The sequence below is a fragment of the uncultured Cellulomonas sp. genome (assembly GCF_947494015.1).
Lineage (GTDB): Bacteria > Actinomycetota > Actinomycetes > Actinomycetales > Cellulomonadaceae > Pengzhenrongella.
Genome location: NZ_CANLTL010000003.1, coordinates 188,920 through 209,051 on the forward strand (window position 1 = coordinate 188,920; position 20,132 = coordinate 209,051).

The 20,132-nt window shown below is 73.2% G+C and carries 21 protein-coding genes and 1 pseudogene; 14 read left to right on the forward strand and 8 right to left on the reverse strand.

From position 1 onward, the window contains the following. Window positions 1-219: 219 nt before the first annotated feature. Window positions 220-441, reverse strand: a complete 222-nt coding sequence (locus tag Q0840_RS04535) for a hypothetical protein (protein WP_298457261.1) — start codon at window positions 439-441, stop codon at window positions 220-222. Between Q0840_RS04535 and Q0840_RS04540 the strand changes: the two genes are divergently transcribed. The 10 genes and pseudogenes from Q0840_RS04540 to Q0840_RS04580 all read left to right on the forward strand — a co-directional run bounded on the left by Q0840_RS04540 (window position 346) and on the right by Q0840_RS04580 (window position 7,045). Continuing rightward, a complete protein-coding gene (locus Q0840_RS04540; RefSeq protein ID WP_298457224.1) occupies window positions 346-1,281 on the forward strand; it encodes an alpha/beta fold hydrolase in 936 nt (311 codons plus the stop codon). The two genes, Q0840_RS04535 and Q0840_RS04540, sit on opposite strands and share 96 nt — an antisense overlap. Then, window positions 1,278-2,084, forward strand: a complete 807-nt coding sequence (locus Q0840_RS04545) for a TIGR02587 family membrane protein (RefSeq protein WP_298456876.1) — start codon at window positions 1,278-1,280, stop codon at window positions 2,082-2,084. Before Q0840_RS04540 ends, Q0840_RS04545 begins: the two co-directional genes overlap by 4 nt. 13 nt (window positions 2,085-2,097) lie before the next feature. Beyond that, window positions 2,098-2,514 (forward strand): hypothetical protein, encoded by a 417-nt coding sequence (locus Q0840_RS04550; protein WP_298456878.1) that lies wholly within the window; start codon window positions 2,098-2,100, stop codon window positions 2,512-2,514. Between the two features lie 98 nt (window positions 2,515-2,612). After that, window positions 2,613-2,756, forward strand: a complete 144-nt coding sequence (locus Q0840_RS04555) for a hypothetical protein (protein WP_298456880.1) — start codon at window positions 2,613-2,615, stop codon at window positions 2,754-2,756. Between the two features lie 405 nt (window positions 2,757-3,161). Further along, window positions 3,162-3,917 carry a hypothetical protein gene (locus tag Q0840_RS04560; protein ID WP_298456882.1) on the forward strand — a complete coding sequence of 252 codons (756 nt, stop codon included), beginning with the start codon at window positions 3,162-3,164 and terminating at the stop codon, window positions 3,915-3,917. A gap of 288 nt (window positions 3,918-4,205) precedes the next feature. Continuing rightward, entirely contained in the window at window positions 4,206-4,730 is a 525-nt protein-coding gene (locus tag Q0840_RS04565; protein ID WP_298456884.1) for a DUF6328 family protein, read from the forward strand. A gap of 421 nt (window positions 4,731-5,151) precedes the next feature. Beyond that, entirely contained in the window at window positions 5,152-5,883 is a 732-nt protein-coding gene (locus tag Q0840_RS04570) for a cytochrome ubiquinol oxidase subunit I (protein ID WP_298456886.1), read from the forward strand. Beyond that, window positions 5,798-6,046 carry a cytochrome ubiquinol oxidase subunit I gene (locus Q0840_RS04575; protein ID WP_298456887.1) on the forward strand — a complete coding sequence of 83 codons (249 nt, stop codon included), beginning with the start codon at window positions 5,798-5,800 and terminating at the stop codon, window positions 6,044-6,046. The genes Q0840_RS04570 and Q0840_RS04575 overlap by 86 nt, the downstream gene beginning before the upstream one ends. A gap of 41 nt (window positions 6,047-6,087) precedes the next feature. Further along, window positions 6,088-6,312: pseudogene (locus Q0840_RS19050) on the forward strand (cytochrome d ubiquinol oxidase subunit II); the annotation flags it as partial. 106 nt (window positions 6,313-6,418) lie between these two features. After that, window positions 6,419-7,045 (forward strand): cytochrome d ubiquinol oxidase subunit II, encoded by a 627-nt coding sequence (locus Q0840_RS04580; protein WP_298456888.1) that lies wholly within the window; start codon window positions 6,419-6,421, stop codon window positions 7,043-7,045. A gap of 170 nt (window positions 7,046-7,215) precedes the next feature. Here the strand turns inward: Q0840_RS04580 and Q0840_RS04585 are convergent, their stop codons facing one another. From Q0840_RS04585 to glnA, 3 genes are all read right to left on the reverse strand, one after another. Next, the gene (locus Q0840_RS04585) at window positions 7,216-7,497 is read right to left on the reverse strand and encodes a YrhK family protein (RefSeq protein WP_298456889.1); all 282 of its coding nucleotides are present in this window, start codon (window positions 7,495-7,497) and stop codon (window positions 7,216-7,218) included. Window positions 7,498-7,648: 151 nt separating this feature from the next. Next, the gene (locus Q0840_RS04590) at window positions 7,649-8,263 is read right to left on the reverse strand and encodes a GerMN domain-containing protein (RefSeq protein WP_298456890.1); all 615 of its coding nucleotides are present in this window, start codon (window positions 8,261-8,263) and stop codon (window positions 7,649-7,651) included. A 1,240-nt stretch (window positions 8,264-9,503) separates the two neighbouring features. Next, a complete protein-coding gene (glnA, locus tag Q0840_RS04595; RefSeq protein ID WP_298456891.1) occupies window positions 9,504-10,928 on the reverse strand; it encodes a type I glutamate--ammonia ligase in 1,425 nt (474 codons plus the stop codon). Window positions 10,929-11,069: 141 nt separating this feature from the next. Between glnA and Q0840_RS04600 the strand changes: the two genes are divergently transcribed. Then, the gene (locus tag Q0840_RS04600; protein WP_298456893.1) at window positions 11,070-11,537 is read left to right on the forward strand and encodes an RDD family protein; all 468 of its coding nucleotides are present in this window, start codon (window positions 11,070-11,072) and stop codon (window positions 11,535-11,537) included. A 67-nt stretch (window positions 11,538-11,604) separates the two neighbouring features. Here the strand turns inward: Q0840_RS04600 and Q0840_RS04605 are convergent, their stop codons facing one another. From Q0840_RS04605 to Q0840_RS04620, 4 genes are all read right to left on the reverse strand, one after another. Next, a complete protein-coding gene (locus tag Q0840_RS04605; RefSeq protein ID WP_298456894.1) occupies window positions 11,605-12,333 on the reverse strand; it encodes a DUF4191 domain-containing protein in 729 nt (242 codons plus the stop codon). Window positions 12,334-12,433: 100 nt separating this feature from the next. Further along, a complete protein-coding gene (gene lipA / locus Q0840_RS04610) occupies window positions 12,434-13,435 on the reverse strand; it encodes a lipoyl synthase (RefSeq protein WP_298456896.1) in 1,002 nt (333 codons plus the stop codon). Window positions 13,436-13,581: 146 nt separating this feature from the next. After that, window positions 13,582-14,241, reverse strand: a complete 660-nt coding sequence (gene lipB, locus Q0840_RS04615) for a lipoyl(octanoyl) transferase LipB (RefSeq protein WP_298456897.1) — start codon at window positions 14,239-14,241, stop codon at window positions 13,582-13,584. 5 nt (window positions 14,242-14,246) lie between these two features. Further along, window positions 14,247-14,717: a MarR family winged helix-turn-helix transcriptional regulator gene (locus tag Q0840_RS04620; RefSeq protein WP_298456899.1), complete on the reverse strand. Its 471-nt coding sequence runs from the start codon at window positions 14,715-14,717 to the stop codon at window positions 14,247-14,249. Between the two features lie 55 nt (window positions 14,718-14,772). Here Q0840_RS04620 and Q0840_RS04625 point away from each other — a divergent pair, with 55 nt between their 5' ends. The 3 genes from Q0840_RS04625 (at window position 14,773) to Q0840_RS04635 (ending at window position 20,108) form a co-directional block, all read left to right on the forward strand. Then, window positions 14,773-17,175, forward strand: a complete 2,403-nt coding sequence (locus Q0840_RS04625; protein WP_298456901.1) for an MMPL family transporter — start codon at window positions 14,773-14,775, stop codon at window positions 17,173-17,175. A gap of 10 nt (window positions 17,176-17,185) precedes the next feature. Further along, complete coding sequence (locus Q0840_RS04630; RefSeq protein ID WP_298456903.1) at window positions 17,186-18,232, forward strand: Gfo/Idh/MocA family protein; 1,047 nt, start codon at window positions 17,186-17,188, stop codon at window positions 18,230-18,232. A gap of 145 nt (window positions 18,233-18,377) precedes the next feature. Next, the gene (locus Q0840_RS04635) at window positions 18,378-20,108 is read left to right on the forward strand and encodes a protein kinase domain-containing protein (protein ID WP_298456905.1); all 1,731 of its coding nucleotides are present in this window, start codon (window positions 18,378-18,380) and stop codon (window positions 20,106-20,108) included. Window positions 20,109-20,132 lie beyond the last annotated feature (24 nt).

The window sequence follows — 20,132 nt, forward strand, 5'->3', positions numbered from 1 at the left end:
CGCCGGGGGCGGTCGGTGCCGGAGGGTGTCCGCCCGCCGGCGTGGCGCCGGGCGAGGTCGGGGGGAACACTGGCGGATCGTTCCCAATACGCCCAGGAGGACTTCACTGTGGCCCAGAGTCCAGGCGCCCCCGGATCCCGGACCTCGGAGAGGAGGACCTGCAGCCACCCGCGACTGGTGGCCGTCGCGTCCGCGCTGGTCGGCGCCGCGGCGGTGCGATCACTGCACCGCCGTCGTCTGGTGGGTGATCGTGCGGGTTCGCTCCCCGGTGTACGTACCGATGACGGCGTCCTGCTGCACACCGAAGTCTGTGGCCCGCAGGCGGCGCGCACGACGATCGTCCTGGTGCACGGCTTCGGGGCACGGTCGGACGAGTTCATCCACCAGCGCGCAGAGCTGGCGCGTGACCACCGGGTGGTCTCGTTCGACCACCGTGGCCATGGCCGCAGCGGGTGGGCCGGCCGCGGGTCGGCCAGCGTGGCTCGCCTCGGTCGGGACCTGGCGGACGTGGTGGAGCGGTCGGCAGGTGACGTGGTGCTGGTCGCGCACTCCATGGGTGGCATGGCTGTCATGGCCATGGCCTGCCAGCGCGCCGACCTCCTACGGTCCACGGTGGTTGCCGTGGCGCTGCTGTCCACCTCGGCGGGGCACCTCGCCGACAGCCGGCTGCCGGACGCCGTGGCGCGGGCACTGGTCCGTGCGGGCGCGGCCCGTGCCCTCTTCGTCGTGGACTGGGTGCTGGCGCCGCTGGTGGACGCCGTGCACCCGTTTCGTCACCGCTGGGGACGCCGGTGGTTGCGACGACATCTCTTCGGACGCCGACCGCCGACACCAGCGGAGCTGGATCGCGTGGTCGACATGTGGGACTCGACGCCTCGCTCGGTCACCGCTGCGTTCTACCCCTCACTGCTCGAGCACCATCGCCGTGCCGCCCTGCAGCTCCTGGCTCAGGTGCCGTGCCTGGTGCTCACCGGAACCGACGACGCGACGATCCCGGCGAGCCATAGCGAACGCATAGCCGAGGCTCTCGGTGCACGGTCCCGCCTGGTCCGGGTGCCCGGTGCCGGTCACATGGTCAACCTGACCCACCCCGAGCTCGTCAACGCTGAGATCCGCGACCTGGTGACGCGCGCGTGCGGGTACCGGGCCACGAGCGAGGACGGACATGGACCCGGGGCGGCAGGCACGTCACCTCGACGCGACGGTGCTGACGAGTCGACGTGGCGAGTCGCCGCCCGTCCCCGATTCCCCGCTGAGCGAGCAGCAGAAGGAGCACGGTGAGCGATTCCGCCTCCAGTCACCTGGCCAGGGGCCTGGGGCGGGCGTTCGGTGGTGCGTTGCTGTTCGCCCTGCCGCTGTTCATGACGATGGAGATGTGGCAGCTCGGCGCCGGGATGGGCCGGGGACGCCTCGTGCTGCTGTGCCTGCTGACCGTGGTGCTCACCTACGTGCTGGAACGGCACCTCGGGCTGCGCGGGGACGAGGGCGCCCGTCCCCTCGCCTCGGTTGTCGACACGGCCATCGCGTTGGCCGCCGGCGTCGCGGCTGCGGCCGTGGTCCTCGCACTGCTCGCCGTGCTCACGCCCATCAGCACCATGGAGGAGACGGTGGCGGTCGTCGCCCTGTGCGGCCTGCCGGCGACGATCGGGGCCTCCTTCGCCCGATCCCAGCTGGGCTCGCAGGGGCATCGCCGTCGCGGGGACGGCTACCGCCGCGAGCTGTTCCTCATGGCAGCCGGCGCGACGGTGTTCGCCGCCAACGTCGCCCCGACCGAGGAGATCGTCCTGCTGGCCGGACGGATGGAGCCGGTGCGCACGCTCGGGCTGGTGGGGCTCGAGCTCGTCCTCATGCACGTGTTCGTCTACGCCGTCGACTTCAAGGGCGGCTCCTCGGGCCGCGGCTTCGGGCGGGTGTTCCTGCTCTACACCGTCGTGGGGTACGTCCTGGCGTGCGCCGTCAGCGCCTACCTGCTGTGGTCGTTCGGCCGGTTCGACGGCATGGGGCTCGGCGCCGTGCTGATGAAGACGGTCGTCCTGGCCCTACCGGCCAGCATCGGCGCCGCGGCAGCCCGGCTCATCCTGTGAGAGGAGTGCGTCCATGACCGACGACGACCGCACCCGGGACGACCAGTCGCCACCATCGACATCGCCGGGGGAGTGGGTGATCGGGGCACTCGGAGCCCTGTTGGTCGCCGCCATGGTCTCCGTGCTGGCGCACCAGGCCGTGACCTGGGACGGTCCCGCCCGCCTCGAGGTGACCGTCGGCGAGGTCCACGAGGCCGAAGGCGGCTACGTGACGTCCGTCGTGGTGGAGAACACGGGTGGCCGGACGGCCGAGAGCGCCCGCATCACCGGCGCGATCACGCACGACGGCACCCTGGTGGAGTCGGCGGCCACCACGGTGTCGTACGTGCCACCCGACAGCCGCCGTGAGGCGGTGCTCGTGTTCGCCACCGATCCCGTCCGGACGGGGGTCGCCCTGGCCGTGGGCGTATCCGGGTACACGTCCATGTAGCGAGGCCGGGGGCAGGCGGATGGAGCCGGTGGTGGCTCACGGCGTCGGGTGCTCCATGGTCGGCGTTCTCCGGACACACCGCAGGGGTCGTCGCCGTCGTGCCGATCGACGAGGTGCTTCCGGTGGTCCTTCTGCTGGTCCTGGGCGTGCTCATCCGTCCCCTGGCCGTGCCCGTCTTCAACGGGGCGTTGATCCCTCGTCGGCGCACCGGCCGCGATGGTCTTGCGCTCGTCGCGCACTGATCCGTCAGCGCACTCGTCGTCAGGATCGGCATCGCCCCACCGGGTAGGTCGAGGGTCACCTTCTCCGGCCCGGGTCATGGCCCGCGCGGTGCGCGTCCAGCCCGTCGTCATCGTCGTCGCGGTCACGGTCGGCGCACTGGCCGCCGGGGTCGTCGGCGGGGTCGTCGCAGTGTCCGGCGTCGCGGCCCCGACGGGCGACCGGCCCGGCGACGGACCCACGAGCACCGCCGTGTCGGGATCAGACGGCGTCGCTGGTGTGCCAGGTCACAGTTCCCCCTGGGCAAGTCACGAGCAGGTAACAATCGGGCAATGTGCTCGGTCCCAGCAGGCATCCGACCCTGACCGATGCGCACCGTGGTGTGTCCCATCCGCTCGGCCGACCTGGCCGGAACGAGAGGAACGACCATGCGCAGCATCCGCACCAAGACACTCGCCGTCCCGATCGCGCTGGCTGCGGCCATCGGACTGGCCGGCTGCAGCGACGACAGCGCCGGACCTGAGCAGGGCACGGACGTCGAGGACGTCGCCGAGGCCGAGCCCGGCGACATGGACGAGGGCGGTGACCTCATCGGCGAGACGGTCACCGTCAGCGGAGAGATCACCGAGACGATCGACCCAGCCGGCTTCTGGCTCGGCGCGGGCGGCGGCCTGTTCGAGGAGGGCGCTCCGGTCATCAGCACGACCGGTGACTTCACCGGCATGGGCATGGAGGACCCCGAGTCGCTCATGGACAGCGACACCGTCCTGCAGGTCACCGGCACCGTCGCGGAGTTCGTCGTCGTGGACTTCGAGGAGGAGTACGGGATCGACCTGGACGACGACCTGTGGGAGGACTTGGACGGTGAGGCCGTCATCGTCGCCGAGGAGGTCGCCACGTTGGCGGGCGAGGACGTGACGGTCGAGGGCGAGGTGTACGAGCTGGTCAGCACCGTCGCCTTCCGCCTCGCGGGCGCCGGCTGGGAGGTCGTCGTGCTGGACGCCGAGCAGGCATCCGTCGAGCCCGGCGACGAGGTCGCCGTCCAGGGCACCGTGCGCCAGCTGAGCATCACCGAGATCGAGGAGGACTACGGGGTCGACCTCGAGGACGAGCTCTACACCGACTACGAGGGCGAACTCGTCCTGGTCGCCGACACGGTCGAGGAGGTCGCCGCTACCGAGTGACGTCACCTCCGCCCCGAACCGCCCGGTGGCACCGCGGTGCACGCGGAGCCACCGGGCGGCGGCGCGGTCGGTCCTGGTCGGCAGGCCACGGAACGACTCGGCTGCACTACTCCGCTGCTGCCTTGGCAGTCGTCACGCGATTCGGTGAAGTGCACCGAGATCGCACACTTCTCTTCGTGCGCAGCCGATCCTCGGCCGGTCCAGCGCGGGGCCCGCCCGCACGTGATGGCGGACAGAGTGCCTACGGAACCCGGGGCGGTGCGATGCGCTGCTGGAACGATGCTTCCCATGGCGGAAACAGATGACGTCGACGGCCACCCCGACGAACAACGGCGCCGCTACCGCGAGCTCCTCGAGGAGCTCCGTACTGTCTTCCCAGGCGCACAGGTTCTGTTCGCCTTCCTGCTGACCGTCCCGTTCAGTGCGCGCTTCGACGAGCTCGACGCTGTCGGGACGCAGATCTTCGCCCTGGCGCTGGTCAGTGTCGGGCTGGCGACGGTTGTTCTCCTGGCGCCTGCCGCCTACAACCGCCTCACGCCCCGACACGACCGAGGCCCGCGCATCAAGCTCGGGGTTCGGGTCGCCGTCGTCGGGATGATGCCTCTGGCTGTGGCCGTTGGCTCCTCGGTCTTCGTGGTGGGCCGGTTGGTGTTCCAGACGAACAGTGTCCCGCCTAGCGGCGACCTCTCCCAACCACGATCGGTACCGTCCTCGCGGCCGTCGTCGGGGGAGCAGCGATCTTCCTGTGGTTCGTCCTTCCGCTCCCGCGACGCAACCGCTGACTCCGTCGGGTGTGCCGTCGTTTGCGTATGAGGCGACGCCCGAGGTTCCTCGCCCGCCGCCCCCGTCGCCGCGACCTGAGCCCTCCCGCCGGACCTCGGAAGGGGCCCACTGAGGCGACCCCCGGCAGTGCAACACCCTCGAACACCATCACACCCGCCCGACGGCACCACCGCCGCCACACGCAGGCAGCAGTTGGTTGACCGAGTCCCCTCCTGCACGGCAGCCGCGAGGCAGTCGTCTACCTATGGACTACGCAGCCAGGTCGGCCAGGGCAACGGCGCGTCCAGCCTCAAGGGTCTCACGGGGGGACTCAGCACCGGAGGCTCGCCTGGCCGAGCCGGGAGGCGAGGGGCTCGAGTCACGTCAGCTCCACCGTCGGTTCCGATAGCAGGCGAACGGAAGTCCTCAACGGAGAAGTCAGAGCTGGCCCTCTGGGGACTGCAACGCCTGGATGAACGTGCCGGTCGGCTTCCGCCTCGTCGATCGCGAGGTGACCGACGTCCAAACCTGGGCCGTGTTGTTCAGCCCTGCAGCCTTCTGGCAGTTCGCCCACATGTGGCTCGCGGCGTACATGGTCGTGAGTTTCACCATCGCCGGCGGCCACGCGGTCGGCATGCTGCGCGGCCGCCGGGATCGTCGCCACCGCCGCGGCTTCCAGGTCGCCCTCGCCAGCGCCGCGGCGTTGATCCAGCCAGTGGTCTGTCACTTGCTCGGCGGTCGGCTGGCCGAGTGGCAACCGGAGAAGTTGGCGGCCTTCGAGCTCGCGGTGGAGACCGAGAGCCCGTCGCCGCTGCGGCTCGGGGGCCTCCTCATCGACGGCGAGGTGCGGTGGGCGATCGACAGCCCGTACCTGGGGTCGATCATCGCCCGCAACTCGCTCACGGAGCCGGCGCTCGGACTGGAGGCGTTTTCGGTGGACACCCTGCCGCCGGTCAACATCACCCATTGGGCCTTCCAGACGATGATCGCCGTCGGCACGCTTCTCGCTCTTTGCCGTGGTGGCGTACTGGGTCGCCCGCTGGCGCGGCGTCGACGTCGTCGACCACCCCTGATTCCTGCGGTTCATGGCGACCAGCGGGGTGCTGGCGGTGATCGCCATGGAAGCCGGGTGGATCGCCACCGAGGTCGGCCGGCAGCCTTGGTTCGTCTACGGCGTGATGCGAACGGCGGAGGCGGCCGGTGACTACCCGAGCCTCTGGTGGCTGCTCGGCGGGACCGTGGTCGTGTACACCCTCATGACCATCGGGGCCGTGTTCGTGCTGCGGTCGATGACCCGTCGGTGGCGGGCCGGCGAGCACGACCTCGCCAGCCCGTACGCGCCCCAGCAGCAGGACGTGCCCCGGTGACCCTCGAGACGGCAGTCGCTGCCGCGCTCTTCCTGGGCATTGTGGTCTACGCCGTCTTCGGGGGAGCAGATCTCGGGTCAGGGTTCTTCGACCTGACCGCCGGCGGGGCCCGGCGTGGCGCCGACGTACGGACGTTGGTCGACCACAGCATCGGCCCGGTGTGGGAGTCCCACCACGTCTGGTTGATCTACATCCTTGTCACGTGGTGGACGGGCTTTCCCCGGTCGTTCGCAGCGGCGATGTCCACGCTGATCGTGCCGATGCTGCTCGCACTGCTGGGCATCGTGCTGAGGGGGGCGAGCTTCGCCTTCCGCGAGTACGCCGCGACGCTCGGCCAAGGCCCGCCCTTTCGGGTTCGCGACGTCCTCGGTCGTGACGCCGTTCTTCCTCGGTGCCGTGGCTGGGGCGATCGCGTCGGGGCGGGTGCCCGCGGAGGGCAACGGCGACCTGGTGTCCTCGTGGCTGAACCCGACGTCGGTGGTCGGCGGGGTCATCGCGGTCGGCGCGTGTGCCTTCCTCGCGGGCACCTTCCTCTGCGCCGATGCGACCCGCGCCCGACGCCCCACCCTGGCCGACCGGATCCGCGCACGCACGATCGGCGTCGGGCTCGCCTCCGGGACCGTCGTCCTTGGTGCGCTGTTCATCCTGCCCAGCGACGCGCCGACGCTCGCCCAGGGCCTCCGTACGCAGGGCGCTCCACTGGTGGTGGCGTCGGCACTGGCGGGGGCCACGGCGCTGGCACTCCTGGCGCGCCGCACGTTCGCCGTGGCGCGGGTCGCCGGGGTGGTTGCGGTGGCTGCGGTCGTGTCAGGCTGGGGAGTCGGTCAGCATCCCTGGATGCTGGTCGACGAGGTCACCATCGCTCAGGCCGCCGGGGCGACGGCCACGCTGCAGGCCCTCCTCGTGACGGTGACACTCGCAGGGGTGCTCGTCATCCCTGCCCTCGCCTACCTCTACCGGCTAACACAGTCGGAACCGTGGTCTCAGTTGGATCATTGAGGTGCCCCCCATTGCAGATCGAGGCCGTGCTCCCGACGAGGCGCGCTCCGTAGCAGGCGTCGTCCGACACCGCCCGAACGCGACCGGTGTGCTCCTGTTCACCGCGGTATTGCCGGCGCGTCGCCGAAGGTGTCGGATTGCTCGATGCGAGCACCGGGTCCGCCCGTGCGTCAGTACTCTCCGCCGCTGTCCAGGCCGGATCCGTGCCGCCGGTTCAGGTGCACCTTGCGTGTCAGTCGGATGACCGGCCTCATCAGCAGCTCGATGCTGCCGGCGAGGAAGAACCATGTGCCGAGGGTCGTCGTCGATTCGGAGAAGAACAGGATGCTGCCGGCGATGAACCAGAGGGCGACGAGGATGTCGTTGACGATGCTGACGACCTCGTAGCGTTGGCGGACAACGAGCTCGTCGGAGCCCAGGGGTATGTGCAGATCGTTGCTGGAGTCAGGCACAGGCAGGGACCTCCAGGTCCATCGGGGCGGAGGCGGCTCGCGATGGTGGCGCGGGCCGGTTGGTGGCCCGACCGCGGGCGCCCGGTCCGCACGGTTCCGGGCCCTGCTGCGGCGGGTGGTGTCACGGGACGGGTGCCCGCCGCGCGGGTGGTCACATCACGCACGGCACGGCGATCCGGCACTGAACCCGGGGAATCACGTCGTCCGCCCGCTCGGGACGCGGAGCGACCGTCCGGAAGTCGGCGCGACCCACCGGGCCCTGGGTGAGGCCCTCGTCGGTCGGCACGTCGATGAGGTCGCCGTCGCGGGTGAGGCGGACCAGCTGGACGGCGGGGGACTCGGTGGCCGTCCACACCACCTGCGCCACGGCCAGCAGCTGGTTGGTGCCCGTCGTGGCGACGAAGTCCGCCGTCACCCCGACCACGACGAGATCGGTGATCGGATCGACGCCGACCACAGTGACCGACCCCGGCGCCACCGCGGTCCGTAGTCCGGCTCGGGACTCCCGATCCGACGGGCCGACGGTGAGCAACTCGACCGCGGTAGTGATCGACCGGCTCGGGGCCGCCCGACGGACCTCGTGGAGACGGTCGCCGTGCAGGAGGAAGACCCCGACCGAGTAGGGACCGTCCGGCACCGACGCGGCGTCGGGTGCAGCGGGTACTCGGACGTCGATCGCGACGGGCGACGGCTGTGGCCCCATGCCGCATCCCGCCAGCGCGACGGACACCACAAGGGAGACGACCACTCGCGGCAGACGGCTCATAGCACCCTCCTCCTCGGACCACGGCGCGGCGCCGCCGCCTGCATGCCACGGTGCTGAACGCGCATCGACATGGGCGAGAGCTCCCAGACTGCTCCACGGCGCGGCGAGAACCCACCTGAGATCGGTGCCGCGACTCCGATGTCACCGGAGTGACACGCCGCTGTCACCCGGCACTCGATTGAGTCGAGCGCGCGGCTACGAAGACTGCGCGCTGGTCGACCCCTCTCCGCTCGAGGGTGCGTCTTGCGCCGGAGCGGACATCGCCGCGCCATCTTGCTCCTCCGTGTCCACGACGCGCGCCGCCCTCGACTTGGTCGCCGGTCCTGTGACGGCTTCAGCCGGGGTCGAGATGTGCGTCCCGTCTGCGGGAACGACAGGCGGCCGAACATGCCGACCAGATCGGCCTCGTCGACATGGCGGTGCCGCGCAGCTTCGGCTCGACCTGCTGTCGCCTTCGAGACGTGGGCGTGCTGACCGGCGCGCCCCACGAAGACCGGGAGGACGCGCGAGCACCACGACCCGCGTGCGGGCGCTGCTCCCGCCACTCCGGGGCGATCGGCGGGCTCGGCTCGTCCGCGTCGTCGGATGTCAGCATCGATGCAGCCGATCGTCGGCCGCGGGGCGCGCGAGGTGGGCGGACGATCATGAGCGCCGGAGGTGGTGGCGCGGCGGCCGCCGAGCACGTCGCCGCTCAGGGCGACGGTCGTGTCGTTCCGCTCGTGCATGCGGCCGGCTCCGCGGACAAGGGCGGCCGAGAGCTGGACGAGAAAACTCGCGGTACGGCCGCGTGCTCGGGCGGCTGCCCGGCCGGCGTTGGTGCATCCGCGGACGAGGTCGCGTTCATGGTCGGCGAGTTCGGCGACGACGTAGGAGACATGCCGGCCCCGGCAGGTGTGTCGACGGTCCTGCTGGACGGAACGGCCGAGCAGCTCGCGCGAAAGCGAGCACAGGCCCGCGCACGTCGATGCCCGTTCCAGAGCGCGGCCGAGAGGTTCCGGTTCCACGAGCCGAGGCACTTCTACGCCTCGCTGCCGGCGCCTCGGGCGCCGACGTCACGGTCGTCCAGGCGGACTGCCGACACGCCTGGGCAAGACGACCCTCGACACCACGCCCACCTGTGGCCGGACACAGAAGAGTCCACACGCGCCGCCGTCGGGGCAGCGATGGCGGCGCGTGTGGACTCCCTGCGGACTAGCGGTCGGCGATCCGAGCGTCAGCCCAGGTCACAGGCGCGCGACGATCAGCAGTCGTAGTACAGCTCGAACTCGTGCGGGTGCGGCCGCAGCCGGATCGGGTCGACCTCGTGGCTGCGCTTGTAGTCGATCCACGTCTGGATCAGGTCGGGGGTGAAGACCCCGCCGGCCGTGAGGTAGTCGTGGTCCGCCTCGAGGTTGTCCAGCACCTCGGCGAGCGTGCCGGGGACCTGCTGGATCTGCGCGTGCTCCTCGGGAGGCAGCTCGTACAGGTCCTTGTCGACCGGCTCCGGCGGCTCGATGCGGTTCTGGATGCCGTCCAGGCCGGCCATCAGCATGGCCGCGAACGCCAGGTACGGGTTCGACGACGGGTCCGGCACACGGAACTCGATGCGCTTGGCCTTCGGGTTCGAGCCGGTGACCGGGATGCGGATGCACGCGGAGCGGTTGCGGGCCGAGTACACCAGGTTCACCGGCGCCTCGAAGCCCGGCACCAGGCGGTGGTAGGAGTTGACCGTCGGGTTGGTGAACGCGAGCAGCGACGGGGCGTGCTTGAGCAGCCCGCCGATGTACCAGCGCGCCATGTCGGACAGGCCGCCGTAGCCCTTCTCGTCGAAGAACAGCGGCTTGCCGTCCTTCCACAGCGACTGGTGCACGTGCATGCCGGACCCGTTGTCGCCGAACAGCGGCTTCGGCATGAAGGTCGCCGTGCGGCCGGCCTGGTGCGCGACGTTCTTCACGACGTACTTGAAGAGCTGGACCTTGTCGGCGGACTTGCCGAGCTCGTCGAAGCGGTAGTTGATCTCGGCCTGGCCGCCGGTGCCGACCTCGTGGTGCGAGCGCTCGACCTGCAGGCCCAGCGCGTCCAGCTCGAGGCAGATGAGGTCGCGCAGGTCGGCGAAGTGGTCGACCGGGGGGACCGGGAAGTAGCCGCCCTTGTAGGGGGTCTTGTGCCCGAGGTTGCCGCCCTCCTCGACCCGGTTGGTGTTCCAGGCGCCCTCGATCGAGTCGAGGAAGTAGGAGGCGCCGTTGGGCTTCGTCTCGAAGCGCACGTCGTCGAAGATGTAGAACTCGGCCTCGGGGGCGAAGAACGCGGTGTCCGCGATGCCGGTCGAGCGCAGGTACGCCTCGGCCTTCGCGGCGACCTGACGCGGGTCGCGGCTGTACGGCTCGTCGGTGTACGGGTCCACGATGTGGAAGTTGATGTTGAGCGTCTTCTGCGTCCGGAACGGGTCGACGTACGCCGTGGCCAGGTCCGGGATCAGCTTCATGTCCGACTCGTGGATCGCCTGGAAGCCGCGGATCGACGACCCGTCGAACATCTGGCCGTCCGTGAAGAAGTCGGCGTCGAGGGACTGGGCCGGCACGTTGAAGTGCTGCATCGTCCCCGGCAGGTCGCAGAAACGGACGTCGACGAACTTGACGTCCTCGTCCCTGATGTAGGCCAGGACTTCCTCGGCATTGCTGAACATCCGCTGCTCCTCGGTTGGGTGTGCCCGGTACAGGCGCTCACGAGAGGCTAGGAGGGGAGGGTTTCCCTGCCGTGTACCGGGTGTTTCCGTCGTGTTACGCGCCGGCGGTGCCCGGGCGCGGTGGTGGCTAGGCTACCGAGCGTGGCAGCGCGCGAGGACATGGGCTCCTGGTTGGAGGGCGGTCGTCCCGCCGACCCCGGAGCCGCCGACGGTCTCGGACTGCCGGCCGCGGGCCCCGGCGCGCGCGCCGCGCTGGGACGGCGCCTCGTCGCGCTCGCGGTGGACTGGACGCTGTGCCTGCTGATCTCGGCGGCCTTCTTCGAGGCCGCCCCCATGGCGACCCTGGCCGTGTTCGCGGCCGAGAACGTCCTGCTCGTGGGGACCACGGGCACCACGGTCGGTCACCGGCTGGTCGGCATCGCGGTCCGGGACCTGGCCACGGCGCGGGGCGCGGCCGGTCGTGCGCGGGCCGCCGTGCCGCCACCGGGCCTCGGGCGGGCTGCCGTCCGCACGGTGCTGCTGTGCCTGGTCGTCCCGGCCGTCGTGTGGGACGCCGACGGTCGCGGGCTGCACGACCGCGGCGCCGGCACGGTCATCGTGCGCCGCTGAGCCCGCTGAGCCCGCTGAGCCCGCGTAGCCGCCGGGAGCCACGCGCTCCGGGCGCCCGGCGCGAGGGTCAGCGGCCCCGCATGCCCTTGCGGTCCGGACGGGCGCGCATCGGGTCGACGCCCTTGGGCACGGGCAGCCGGGGGCCGCCGAGCGCGGTCAGCCGCTTGATGACCTCGGAGACCTCCTGCTTGGTCAGCGTCGGCTTGAGCTTCTGCACCGTGCGGGGGAGCTTCTTCAGCGGCACCTGGCCCTCGCCGGTGCCGCACTGGATCAGCGTGATGGGCACGTTCGGCAGGACCCGGGCCGTGCGCTTGCGCTCCGCCTCGAGCAGGCGCGCGATGCGCGGCGCCGGACCCTCCCCGACCAGGACGACGCCCGGCCGGCCGACGCCCCGGAACACGAGGTCCTGGGTGCGGGGGTCGACGGCGACGGGCTCGTCCGGGAAGTTCCAGCCGCGCCGGATGGTGCCCAGCGCGGCCCGTGAGGCGCCGGCCTGGCCTTCGATCTGCCCGTAGGCAGCGGACTCGGCGCGGCGGGCGAGGACGAACATGGCCGCCAGCAGTGCGAACGGCACGCCGAGCAGCAGGGTGTACACCGGGTGGCCCCACGCCAGGCCGATGAGCACCGCGACGGCGATGATCGCCACGGCGGCGCCGAGCATGATCCAGGTGACCGCAGGGTCCTGCTTGCGGGTCATCTGGTACGCCTGCCACACCTGGTGGTACCAGCGGGTCTTCTTCTGCTTCGGGGGCTTGACGGCGGTCGCGCCCGCCCCTGAGCTGCTCGCACGGGCCATGGGGCAGGAGTCTAGTGCGGGCCGTGGGGCGCCCGGGCCCGAGGGACCCGGCAGGCGTCCGGGGCCCGGCGACCGACGTCGGCCGTGGTCCCGCCGCCGGTCAGCGGGCGAGCAGGCTCGCGGCCTCCTGGCGCGCCGACCGCGCCTCGCCCAGGTGCGCGAGCGCGGCGGGGATCTCCTGGCCGCGGCGGCGCATGGCCTGACCCCAGAGCCGGCCGGCCCGGTAGGAGGACCGCACCAGCGGGCCGGACATCACGCCGAGGAACCCGATGCGCTCGGCCTCGTCCGAGAGCTCGACGAACTCCTCGGGCTTGACCCACCGGTCCACCGGGTGGTGCCGGACCGACGGGCGCAGGTACTGGGTGATCGTGATGAGGTCGCAGCCGGCGTCGTGCAGGTCGACCAGCGCGGCCTTGGCCTCGTCGAGGGTCTCGCCCATGCCGAGGATGAGGTTGGACTTGGTCACCAGACCGGCCTCGCGCGCGGCGGTCAGCACCGACAGGGAGCGCTCGTAGCGGAAGCCGGGGCGGATCTGCTTGAAGATTCGCGGGACGGTCTCGAGGTTGTGCGCGAGCACCTCCGGCCGGGAGTCGAACACCTCGGCGATCAGGTGCGGCGTCGCGTTGAAGTCGGGGATGAGCAGCTCGACGCCGGTACCCGGGTTCAGCGCGTGGATCTGGCGGACGGTCTCGGCGTACAGCCACGCGCCGCCGTCGGGCAGGTCGTCGCGGGCCACACCGGTGACCGTCGCGTACTTCAGGCCCATGGCCTGCACCGACTCGGCGACGCGGCGCGGCTCGTCGGCGTCGAAGTCGGCGGGCTTGCCGGTGTCGATCTGGCAGAAGTCGCAGCGACGCGTGCACTGGTCGCCGCCGATGAGGAAGGTCGCCTCGCGGTCCTCCCAGCACTCGAAGATGTTGGGGCAGCCCGCCTCCTCGCACACCGTGTGCAGGCCCTCGCGCTTCACCAGGCCCTTGAGCTCGGAGTACTCCGGGCCCATGGTCGCCCGGGTCTTGATCCACTCGGGCTTCTTCTCGATGGGAGTCGCGGCGTTGCGGGCCTCGACCCGGAGCATGCGTCGTCCCTCGGGTGCGATCGTCACGTGGCAACACTACGTCAGCCCCCCGGCGGCGCCCTGTGCGGGGCGCCTCGCCGCGGGTGTGCTCGGCCACACCCGCGGCGGCGCGCCCGTCCGGTCCGGGCGCCGGTCGAGGCCGCCCCAGCGGCGCGGCGGCCGACGGAGGGCGCTCAGGCCGCCGGTCGCGGTGCCGCCAGGCGCGGGACGAGCGCGGTGGCGAGGTGACGGCGCACCGCCGGAAGCACGTCGGCGATGGTCACCCGGCGCCCCGTCTCCGCGGACAGGGACGTGACGTCGGCGTCGGGCAGCCCGCACGGGATGATCCGGGAGAACTCGGTGAGGTCGGGCTCGCAGTTCAGCGCGAAGCCGTGCATGGTCACGCCGCGGGCGACCCGGACGCCGATCGCGGCCACCTTGCGGTCCCGCCGACCCTCGTCGCCCGGGAACCACACGCCGCTGCGCCCCTCGACCCGGGTGGCGACCAGGTCCAGGCCGGCGCACACGTCGATCAGCGCCTGCTCCAGCGCACGGACGTACGCGACGACGTCCACGGGCTCCCCGAGCCGCACGATCGGGTAGCCGACCAGCTGACCCGGGCCGTGCCAGGTGATCTTGCCGCCGCGGTCGACGTCGACCACCGGCGTGCCGTCGGCCGGACGGTCCCAGGACGCCGTGCGGCGCCCGGCGGTGTAGACGGGCTCGTGCTCGCACAGCAGCACCGTGTCCTCGCGGGTGCCGTCCGCGACCTCGCCGTGGACGGTCCGCTGCAGGTCCCACGCCTCGGCGTAGGGGACGTGACGGGCACCGAGGTCCAGCTCGACGAAACGCACGCCGATCACGATAGTCCCGGCGGGTCGGTGGTCTCGGGGTGGTCGTCGGCCGGCTCCGGGTGGGCGGCGATCACCGCCAGCAGCAGCTCGCGCAGCAGCCGCACCTGCTCCGCGTCCAGCCCGCGGGTGACCATCGCCTCGGAGCGCTCGCGGTCGACCGCCACGCGCAGCACGTCGGCGCCGGCCGGGGTCATCGAGATCACGTGCCGCCGGCGGTCCTGGGGGTGGGGCTTGCGCGAGACGTACTCCAGCCGCTCCATGCGCGCCAGGATCCGGCTCATGGTCTGCTCGGTGACGCCGGTGGCGGCGGCGAGCTCGCGCTGCGAGTGGTCCTGCGCGGACAGGTAGACCAGCACCGGCATGCTCGCGTGGTTGAGGTCCCACGCGTCCAGGTGGGCGTTGAACTCCCGCTCGACGCGCCGGGCGGCGCTCGACAGGAGGCGACCGGTCGGCCACCGGGAGGGGTCCTGCGGCACGCTCGGCGTCCTTCCGTCTTGCCCGGGAGCGGCGTGAGGCCCCACGATACTCAGCATGCTGAGTATTCGTGGGTCGTCGCTCGTCCGGGCCGTGCTCGTCATCGCGGCCCTCGGGGTCTGGCTCACCGTAGCCGCGCTGGGCGGGCCCGCGCAGGGCCGGCTGTCCCAGGTCCAGACCAACGACGCGGCGGCCTTCCTGCCCGCCACCGCGGAGTCCACCCGTGCGGGTGAGGCGGCCCGCGCCTTCAGCTCGACCGAGGCCTTGCCCGCCCTGGTGGTCCTGCGCCCCGAGAGCCAGGACGCCGTCACGCCGCAGCAGCTGGCCGCGGTGCAGGACTTCGCCGCGGGCGTCGGCGAGCTCCAGCTCGCGGGAGCGGACCCGGGGGACGGGGATCCGGCGACCGTCGGCGACGTCCTGCTCGCCGAGCCGGTCGCGATCCCGGCCGAGGACGGTGCGGCCGTCCTGCTCGTGCTGTCCGTCGACGGCGCGGCGGCGGAGGTGGTCCTCGCCGACGACTCCGGGGTCGTGGAGTCGGTCGTCACCACGCTGCGGGCCGCGCTCGACGCCGATCTCGGCGCGACGGCGACGTCGGCGGGCGAGGCCGGCCTGCAGGCGTGGGTGACCGGGCCGGCGGGCTTCGTCGCCGACCTCGTGTCCGCCTTCGGCGGGATCGACCTGGTCCTGCTGCTGGTCGCCCTCGGTGCGGTGCTGCTCATCCTCGTGATCGTCTACCGGTCCCCGTTCCTGCCGCTGGTCGTCATCGGCACCTCGCTGTTCGCGCTGTCGGCCGCCGCGCTCGTCGTGTACACGCTGGCCGCGAACGGGACGCTGACGCTCAACGGTCAGACGCAGGGCATCCTGTCGATCCTCGTGGTCGGGGCGTCGGTGGACTACGCGCTGCTCCTCGTGGCCCGCTACCGCGAGGAGCTGCGGCACACCCCGAGCACGTTCACGGCCATGGGCCGGGCGCTGAGGGCGACGATCGAGCCGATCGGCGCGAGCGCGGGCACGGTCGTGGTCGGCGTGCTGTGCCTGAGCCTGTCCGACCTGGGCTCGAACAAGAGCCTCGGACCGGTCGCCGCCATCGGCATCGTCTGCGCCTTCCTCGCCGCGCTCACCTTCCTGCCGGCGCTGCTGCTGGTGGCCGGTCGGCGGTCGCGGGCGCTGTTCTGGCCGAACCGCCCCCGTTTCGACCCCGCCGCCAGCGACGTGGACGCGACCACGGTGCCCACCGACGTCGTCCTGCGCGGCCTGTGGGGACGGCTCGCGCGGGCGATCGGCCGCCGGCCGCGGGCGGTCTGGGTCACGACCGCCGTCGTCCTCGCCGCGGGCGCCGCGTTCGTGCCGACGTTCCAGGCGAGCGGCACCGACGAGGCCGACGTCTTCCTCACCGAGGTGGACGCCGTCGAGGGCCAGGACGTGCTCGCCGAGCACTTCCCGGCGGGTGCCGTCCAGCCCGCGATCGTCATCGTGCCCGAGGACGACGTCGACGCCGTGGTCGACGCCGCCACCGCCGTCGACGGCGTCGTGGACGCCACCCCGTACACCGGTGACGCGGCCGGTGCGCCCGCCGGGGGCCCGCCGACCGCGGGCGCCGCGCAGCTGCCGCCGGTCGTGGTGGACGGCACCGTGCGGGTCGACGTCGCGACCGAGGCGGCGGCCGACACGACCACCGCTGTCGCCACCGTCGCGGACCTGCGCGACGCGGTGCACGCCGTGTCGCCGGACGCGCTGGTGGGGGGCGCCGCGGCCGAGACGCTCGACACCCAGCGGGCGGCCGAGCGTGACCTGCGGGTGATCGTGCCGCTGGTCCTCGGCGTGATCCTGGTCATCCTCATGCTGCTGCTGCGCTCGGTCCTGATCGCCGTGCTGCTGATGGCCGCCAACGTGCTGTCCTTCGCCGCGGCGCTGGGGGTCTCGGCGGTCGTGTTCACGTCCGTGCTCGGGTTCCCGGGCGCCGACCCGACCGTGCCGCTGTACGCGTTCACCTTCCTCATCGCGCTCGGCGTCGACTACTCGATCTTCCTCATGACGCGGGTGCGCGAGGAGGCCGGGGTCTGGGGGACCCGGCCCGGGGCCCTGCGCGGGCTCGCGGTCACCGGAGGCGTCATCACGTCCGCCGGGGTCGTGCTCGCGGCCACCTTCGCCGCCCTCGCGGTCATCCCGCTGCTGTTCCTGGCCCAGCTCGCGTTCATCGTGGCGTTCGGCGTGCTCGTGGACACCCTCGTCGTGCGCAGCCTGCTGGTGCCGGCCCTCGTGCACGACGTCGGGCGCCGGGTGTGGTGGCCCAGCCGGTGGGACGCGTCGGGTCACGGCGACCGCCCACCGGCGACGACCGCGCCGGGGGCGACGGGGTCGACGACGGCGGCGGGGTCGACGACGGCGGCGGCAGCGACGACGGGGACGGGGTCGACGTCGACGTCGGCCCGCGCCCGGGACCGGGGACCGCGCGCCTAGGGTGACCGCCATGGACGCGCATCCCCTCAGGGTCGGGCTGGTCGGCTACGGAGACGCCGGCCGGGGCATCCACGGCCGGCTCCTGCGCGAGGCCGGCCACGTCGTGGTCGCGGTGGTGACCCGTGACCCGTCGCGAGCGGCCGCGGCGCGGTCGGACTGGCCGGGCGTCGTGGTGGTCGACGACGTCGCCACGCTGCTGCGCCGGGCCGACGGGCTCGACCTCGTCGTGGTCGCGAGCCCGACCGGTCTGCACGGCGAGCACACGCGGGCGGTGGTGGCCGCCGGGGTGCCGGTGGTGGTGGACAAGCCGCTGGGCACGTCGGCGTCGCAGGCCCGGGGTGTGACCGAGGCCGCGCTGTCCGCCGGCGTCGGGCTGACCGTGTTCCACAACCGGCGCTGGGACGACGAGCAGCGCACGCTGCGGGCGGTGCTGGCGGCCGGCGACCTGGGCACGGTGCACCGCTTCGAGCGGCGCTGGGAGCGCTGGCGACCCACGCCGAAGGACCGGTGGAAGGAGAACGACCCGGTCGCCGGCGGTCTGCTTCTGGACCTGGGACCGCACCTCGTCGACTCCGCGGTGCAGCTGTTCGGGCCGGTGCACCGGGTGTACGCGGAGGTCCGCGCGATCTCCACGACCGCCCCCGACGACGTGTTCCTCGCCCTGCACCATGCCGGCGGCGTGCTCAGCCACCTCGCCGGCGGCGGCCTGGTGGGCGCTCCCGGTCCCCGGACCCGCGTCCTGGGCGATGCCGGGGCGTTCCTGGTCACCTCGTTCGAGGGTGAGCCCACGCCGTTCGCCGTCCTCGACGACGTCGTTGCCGGGCGCGGGCACGGGCTGGCCGCGGGCAGCCACGGTGGCTGGCTCGTGCACGGGGCGGAGCGCACGCCGGTGCCGTGCCCACCCGGTGGGCACGCGGACTTCTACCGGGACACCGCCGCGTGGCTCAGGGCGGGCGCCCCGCCCCCGGTCGACCCCTGGGACGCCGTCCGCACCGCCGAGGTGCTCGACGCGGCCGCCGTCAGCGCCCGCGAGGCGCGCGTGGTCACGGTGGGCTGACGCCCCCGGCCGACCCGCGTGGCTGATGTCGCAGGTCCCCGGCTGCCGACGCCTCACCGGTCCGCGGCAGCCATCCGGCGGTCGCAGGTGCGGCGGTCCTGTGGACAGCCGCCGGACCGGGCCGGGACGGCGGTTCGATGGGCCCATGGACGCCGACGTGGTCCCCGCCGAGCTCGCCGCGGCGCTGCTGGCCGCCGGCTACCGGGTCGGCGGACCGGCCGGGGTCGGCGGCGGTGGTCCGGTGTGGACCGCGACCGCCGCCGCCGACCGGCGCCCGGGTGGGCGGGGCGACGGCCCGGCCGGGGCGGCCGGGCAGCGGTACGTCGTCCACGTCGTCCCTGCGCCGCTGGAGCCCGACGGCGGGGCGCTGGCCGCCCGTCTGGCCGCGCTGTGGTCGCTCGACCACCCGCACCTGGCCCGGGTCGTGGACGTCCTGGACGTGCCCGCCCCGCCGACCGGCGGGTCCGCGCGGTGGGCGGTGCTCGTCGCCGAGGTCCCGGGTGCGACGGTGGCGGCGCTGCTCGCGGCCCGCGGCCGGCTGACCGCCGGTGAGGTGGTGACCCTGCTGGTACCGGTCGCGGGTGCGCTCGACGCGCTGCACCGGGCGGGGCTCGTGCACGGCGACGTGTCACCGGCCAACGTGGTGGTGCGGCCCGACGGGCGGCCGGTGCTCATCGACCTGCTCGGTGATCCGGGGCGGGCCGACGACGGCGGTGCCCCGGTCCGGGGCACACCGGGGTTCATGGCCCCGGAGGTGGTCCGCGGCGGCCCGGCCGGGCGGGCGGTCGTCGGCTCCGTCCGCGACCGCGCCACGCACCACCGGCCGGACGACCCGGCGGACGACCCGGTGAGCAGCGCGGACCGGGACCGTCCCGAGCTGCCCGACGGCGCCCCCGCCGACGTCTTCTCCCTCGCCAGCGTCGGCCTGGCGGCTCTGGACCTGGGCGCGGTCGGGTCGCGCCTGGGTCACGAGCTCGCGGCCGCGTGCGCACCCGACCCGGTGCTGCGTCCGACCGCCGCCGAGGTGGCCTCCGCCTGCTACCCGTGCGCGCGGCCCGAACCGATCGCGCTGCCGGACGCCGGGGTGCTCGCGCGCACCGCGCTCGCCCAGCTGGCGGCCGACCACCGCACGGTGTCCGCGCCGGGGAGGTCCCGGCACCGTGCGCGCCCCCGGCGGCGCGGCGGTCGTCCCCGGGGTCGTCGTGCGGGTGGCCGCCTGCGTGGACGGGTGGCCGCTGTGCCGGTCCTCGCCGCGCTCGCGGTGGTCACCGGTGCGCTGCTGGTGACCGGCCCAGGACCGCGGGACCTGGTGACCTCGCGCCCGGCGGGCGCGGTGGCCGTCGAGCCGCCTGCGTCTGCGACCGGCGCACCGTCGCCGGGCCCGCCCGGCGACGAGCAGCGTGCCGGCGCCCCGGCGCCCGACCCGGGGCGGGACCCGGTCACCGCCGCCGTCGAGCTGACCCGGCGGCGGGCCGAGGTGCTGGCCGGGGGAGACCCTGCGGCGCTCACCGGGGTCAGCCGCCCCGGCAGCGGGGCGCACCGGGCCGACCTGGCGCTGATGGCGGACCTGCGCACCGCGGGTGTGCGCCTGGAGGGGCTCGCCGCCGTGGTCGAGGGCGCCGCGCTGACGACGCCCGCGTCGTCCGTGGCGGACACGGCACCCGGGGACGACGAGGCCTCTCGGGCTGACGTGGCCCCGGGGACGGACTCCACGGAAGGGTCGGCGCAGGTCTCCGTGCGAGCCGGGCTGACGGCGCACCGGCGGGTCACGGACGACGGGACGGTCGAGGTCCCGGCGCAGCCGCCACGCGAGGTGGTGCTACGGCTCGTGCGGACCGAGCAGGGCTGGCGAGTGGAGGACGTCGTCGGCGGCTGAGGACGCCCGCCGACATGGGGCGGG